3 protein-coding genes are annotated in these 4,882 nt (G+C 43.2%); 1 reads left to right on the plus strand and 2 read right to left on the minus strand.

Going from position 1 to position 4,882, the window contains the following annotated elements; all coding sequences use genetic code 11:
* Positions 1 to 695, plus strand: a 695-nt coding sequence (locus tag AC6F75_RS03265) for an MBL fold metallo-hydrolase (RefSeq protein WP_500713520.1), incomplete at its 5' end; no start/stop codon positions are given.
* 95 nt (positions 696 to 790) lie between these two features.
* On the opposite strand, the gene AC6F75_RS03270 is transcribed toward AC6F75_RS03265, so the two are convergent.
* Together AC6F75_RS03270 and AC6F75_RS03275 are read right to left on the minus strand one after the other, a co-directional pair.
* Entirely contained in the window at positions 791 to 2,281 is a 1,491-nt protein-coding gene (locus AC6F75_RS03270; protein WP_500713521.1) for a S10 family serine carboxypeptidase-like protein, read from the minus strand.
* A gap of 234 nt (positions 2,282 to 2,515) precedes the next feature.
* On the minus strand, positions 2,516 to 4,882 hold a 2,367-nt coding region (locus AC6F75_RS03275; RefSeq protein WP_500713522.1), incomplete at its 5' end, for a methylmalonyl-CoA mutase family protein.

Below are 4,882 nucleotides of genomic sequence, written 5' to 3' on the forward strand. Positions count from 1 at the left end.
TGACAGATGGAACCTTAGATAAATCTCATTTTGAATTAAACATCATCCCCATTTCTCATGCCACTATGATACTTGAATGGGAAGGTATTGTTTTGTACACAGACCCCGTGGGTGGCAGCGAAACCTTTGAAGGGCAACCGGCGCCTGATTTAATTCTGGTTACTGAAATTCATGGTGACCACCTTAATGTGGAAACTCTTGATGCCGTAGTTACTGATTCTTCAATCCTCATTGTACCTGCTGCAGTTTTTGATTTGCTACCGGAGAATTTACTTTTAAATACCGTAGTAGTTGCTAACGATGAAACCACCCATCAATTGGGTTTTGAAATTACCGGAGTACCCATGTATAATTTAAGGGAAGAAGCCCTGCAGTTTCACGAAAAAGGGCGTGGAAATGGCTATATCATTGAAAGAGACGGCTACAGGATTTACATTTCAGGAGACACCGAAGACATCCCCGAAATGCGTAAGCTTGAAAACATCGACCTGGCATTTGTTTGTATGAATTTGCCATTTACAATGACTGTGGAAAGTGCCGCTTCAGCCGTAGCTGACTTTAAACCCAAAACCGTAATACCCTATCATTATAGAGGTCGTGAAGGTTTTTCTGATGTTGATGCTTTTGAACGATTGGTCAATGAAAAAGCACCCGAAGTGGAAGTTAAACGGATTGATTTTTATCCCGGCAATTAAATTCAACCTATATGTTTCCACACTCGAAAATGGATTAAACTCCACGGAAAAACAGAAATTGAATTTGTAAAAAACCGAATAAACAAAAGCAAAAATTAATATTTGGCCACTTTGCCTTTTTTGCTCGTTTTTAAAATAAACTCCCTCAAATCATCATTTGATTTTTTGAGGTCTTCACGGCGCAGGTACATCATATGTCCGCTGCGGTAGCCTTTAAAATCGAGGCGATCTTTTAGTTTTCCGCTGGGGTCCATTTGCCATTTGGTGTATTTGGCGTGAAAATAGGTGGTGGCACCATCGTAATATCCGCTTTGAAACAACACGTTTAAATAAGGATTTTGTGCCATTGCCTGTCGTAAATCTTCACGGGTGTTGTCGTTTTCCATATCCCAAGGTCTCACGTTGCCAAACACATTGTATTTGATGTCGGTTTTGAATCCCAGGTCGTTCTGAAAATAATGATTGATGGCCGGTGTAAACGAGTGCAGCCACGAGGTGAGTTCGGCATTGTAATCGGGTGCAACGCCTGCTTCCTGACGGTCAATACCCAAATAACGTGAATCCAATCTGCCGATGTTAAACCCTTGGTCCCTTAACAAAGCTTTCCAGAAATAAGTGGTGGGCACCACAAGATTGTGTTGCAGGATTTCCTTTTCGGTTAAACCGGAATAGAACGCCATTTTCTCTGCAATTTGTTTGCGCTCGGCTTCGTCGATGAATCCGCCTTTGGCTATGGCGGGCATAAGTTTATTAATGGTAAACTCTTCTACTTCAGGCAGAATATCATACAGGTCTTTTTGCTGTAATTCCTGAGCCAGTTGTTTGTGATACCAGGCTGTAGCAGCATAATAGGGCAAATTGAGCGAATGGTCTTCCAGATTGTTGCTGCGCATCGTTTTATAATCGGCAGGCGAAACAAGAATAACCCCATTGAGGTACATCCAATGGCGATTTTGCAAAGCCAGTGCCAGTCCGGATACCCTTGTTCCGCCATAGCTTTCACCAATGAGGTATTTGGGCGAAAGCCAACGGTGATGACGTGTTACAAAAGTGTTTAACCATTCGGCCAGATAAGTGATGTCTGCATTGATGCCGAAGAACTTTTTGCGGTCCACCCCTTCGCCATCTGCGGGAATCAATCGTGAGTAGCCCGTGTTTACCGGATTGACATAAAGAATATCAGCCACGTCGAGTATGGAGTATGGATTGTCCTTAAATCCATAAGGCTGAACTGGGTAGCCTTCGTCGTCAATATTCAAAATACGCGGACCTGTATAAGCCAAATGCATCCACACTGAAGCCGAGCCGGGACCACCATTAAAGGAAATAACAAGTGGCCGATCAGATTGGTTTTGGACATTGTTGCGGGTGTAATAGGTATAATGCAAAGTAGCAGTTGGCTTTCCGGCTTCATCCCACACGGGTTGGGTACCGGTGTTAACCGTATAATTGATTTGTATTCCATTGATGTTTACCCGGTTTTGGGTGATAATGGTGGTATCAATTGGAATGGTTCGATTCTGACTAAATACCAAAGTAGTTAATAGAAGGAAAAGAATACCGGAAAACAGAAAGGGATTGCGCATATCAATAATTTAAGTGAAAGACCAAATATAATGAAATGCGGGTTTATATTGCAATTGTTGAATTCAGGATGAAAAGGGAATCCCCCCAAACCCCTTGCCCCGACCCGCCAAAGGCGGGAGGGGGTTTGGAATCAAGGAATAGAATAATAAATATCCCGATGTCGCTCCGCTCTTCGGGATAAGCGACTCATTGCGGTTTTTCGGCACTTTGCTTGAAAAATTGCAATTCGCCGCTTACATATTTCTCCTGTACTGCCCTCCTACTTCAAATAATGAAGAAGTAATTTGACCTAAAGAACACACTTTGGTGGCTTCCATTAGCTCTGCAAACATATTTCGATTGTTGATTGCAGCTTCTTTCACCTTGTTTAAAGCGGTTTCAGCTCTGTCTTCATAGGTTTGATGAAGACTTTTCAGGGTTTGAATCTGAAATTCCTTCTCTTCTTCTGTGGCGCGAATTACTTCGGCAGGAATAATGGTTGGTGAACCTTTTGAACTTAAGAAAGTGTTTACACCAATAATAGGGAATTCGCCGGTGTGTTTCAGGGTTTCATAATACAAGCTCTCTTCCTGAATTTTGCTACGCTGGTACATGGTTTCCATAGCACCCAAAACGCCTCCCCTTTCAGTGATGCGATCAAACTCAAGTAACACGGCTTCTTCCACAAGGTCAGTCAATTCTTCAATGATGAATGCGCCTTGAATTGGGTTTTCGTTTTTAGCCAAACCAAGTTCCTTGTTGATAATCAATTGAATGGCCATTGCCCTTCTGACAGATTCTTCGGTTGGTGTAGTGATGGCTTCGTCATAAGCGTTTGTATGCAGTGAGTTACAGTTGTCGTAAATGGCATACAGGGCCTGAAGCGTGGTTCTTATGTCGTTAAAATCTATTTCCTGAGCATGCAACGACCTTCCTGAAGTCTGGATGTGATACTTCAACATTTGTGCACGCGGATTGGCATTGTATTTTTCTTTCAAGGCTTTAGACCAGATACGTCTTGCAACACGACCTATTACTGCATATTCGGGGTCGATTCCGTTTGAGAAAAAGAAGGACAGGTTCGGTCCAAAATCGTTGATGTCCATTCCCCTGCTCAGGTAGTATTCCACGTAAGTGAAACCGTTGGAAAGCGTTAATGCCAATTGTGTAATTGGGTTGGCACCTGCCTCGGCAATATGATATCCGGAAATGGAAACCGAATAGAAATTGCGCACCTTTTCCTCAATAAAATATTCCTGAACATCACCCATCAGCCGCAATGCAAATTCAGTGGAGAAAATACAGGTGTTTTGCGCCTGGTCTTCTTTTAAAATATCTGCCTGAACGGTACCTCGCACTTGAGTTAGGGTTTCTGCTTTAATCCTTTCATAGACTTCTTTGGGAAGCACCAAATCACCGGTTAGCCCCAACAGCATTAAGCCCAGTCCATCGTTTCCTTCCGGCAATGGACCGTTGTAGCTAGGGCGATTAACACCTTTATCCTTGAATATTTTGGCGATTTTGGCTTCTACTTCTTTTTCGAGTCCGTTTTCCCTGATGTACTTTTCACAATTCTGATCGATGGCGGCATTCATAAAAAAGCCCAATAGCATAGGTGCCGGACCGTTAATGGTCATACTCACCGATGTAAGCGGATGGCTTAAATCAAAACCGGAATACAATTTTTTGGCATCGTCCAGACAGCAGATGGAAACTCCGGCATTACCTATTTTTCCGTAAATATCAGGACGGTAATCGGGGTCGTTTCCGTAAAGGGTCACACTGTCAAAAGCTGTGGAAAGACGTTTGGCAGGCATTCCCAGACTCACATAATGAAAACGGCGGTTGGTACGCTCCGGGCCACCTTCCCCGGCAAACATTCGCGTGGGGTCTTCACCCTGACGCTTGAACGGATACAAACCGGAAGTATAGGGAAATTCCCCCGGAACATTTTCCTGCAACATCCATTTCAATAAATCGCCCCAGGCCTGGTACTTTGGTAAAGCCACTTTTGAAATTTTCAGGTGCGAAAGTGATTCGGTGTGGGTGTCTATATTGATTTCTTTATCACGCACCTTGAAGCTGTAAACCGGGCCCTGGTATTTTTTTATCACTTCTTTCCAGTTGACGATTTTTTCCCAGTTGTAAGGATCCATATCCATTTTTAGACGGTCAAATTCTGCTAAAAGGAGTTTGCTCAATTCTTTATCAGAAGCTTTTTTGTTCTCAAAATCAAGCCCGCCGGAAGTGATGGTTATTTTAGATTCGGAAACTGATTCCAGTGTTTTATAAATCCCGTAAAGCCGTTGTGCCACTTCCACCTGTTCATTGGCTCTTTTGTCGTAAGCACGGTTATTTTCAGCTATTTCAGAAAGGTAACGCGTGCGTTCCGGTGGGATGACAAATATTTTTTCAGACATTTCGTCTGTGATTTGGAAAGTGCTTTTGAGTTCGGTATTTGTTTTTTCTGCCAACACTTCCATCACTTTTTTGTAAAGCGTGTTCATTCCCGGGTCGTTGAACTGGGAAGCGATTGTTCCAAAAACAGGCAATGAATCCGGCTTGGCATCCCAAAGCCCATGATTGCGTTGGTATTGTTTTTTTACATCGCGCAGGGCGTC

The organism is Planktosalinus sp. (genome assembly GCF_059864935.1).

Excerpts from the sequence above, each read along its gene's own strand:
- AC6F75_RS03270 (WP_500713521.1), bottom strand. The coding sequence starts at position 2,281 with ATGCGCAATCCCTTTCTGTTTTCCGGTATTCTTTTCCTTCTATTAACT.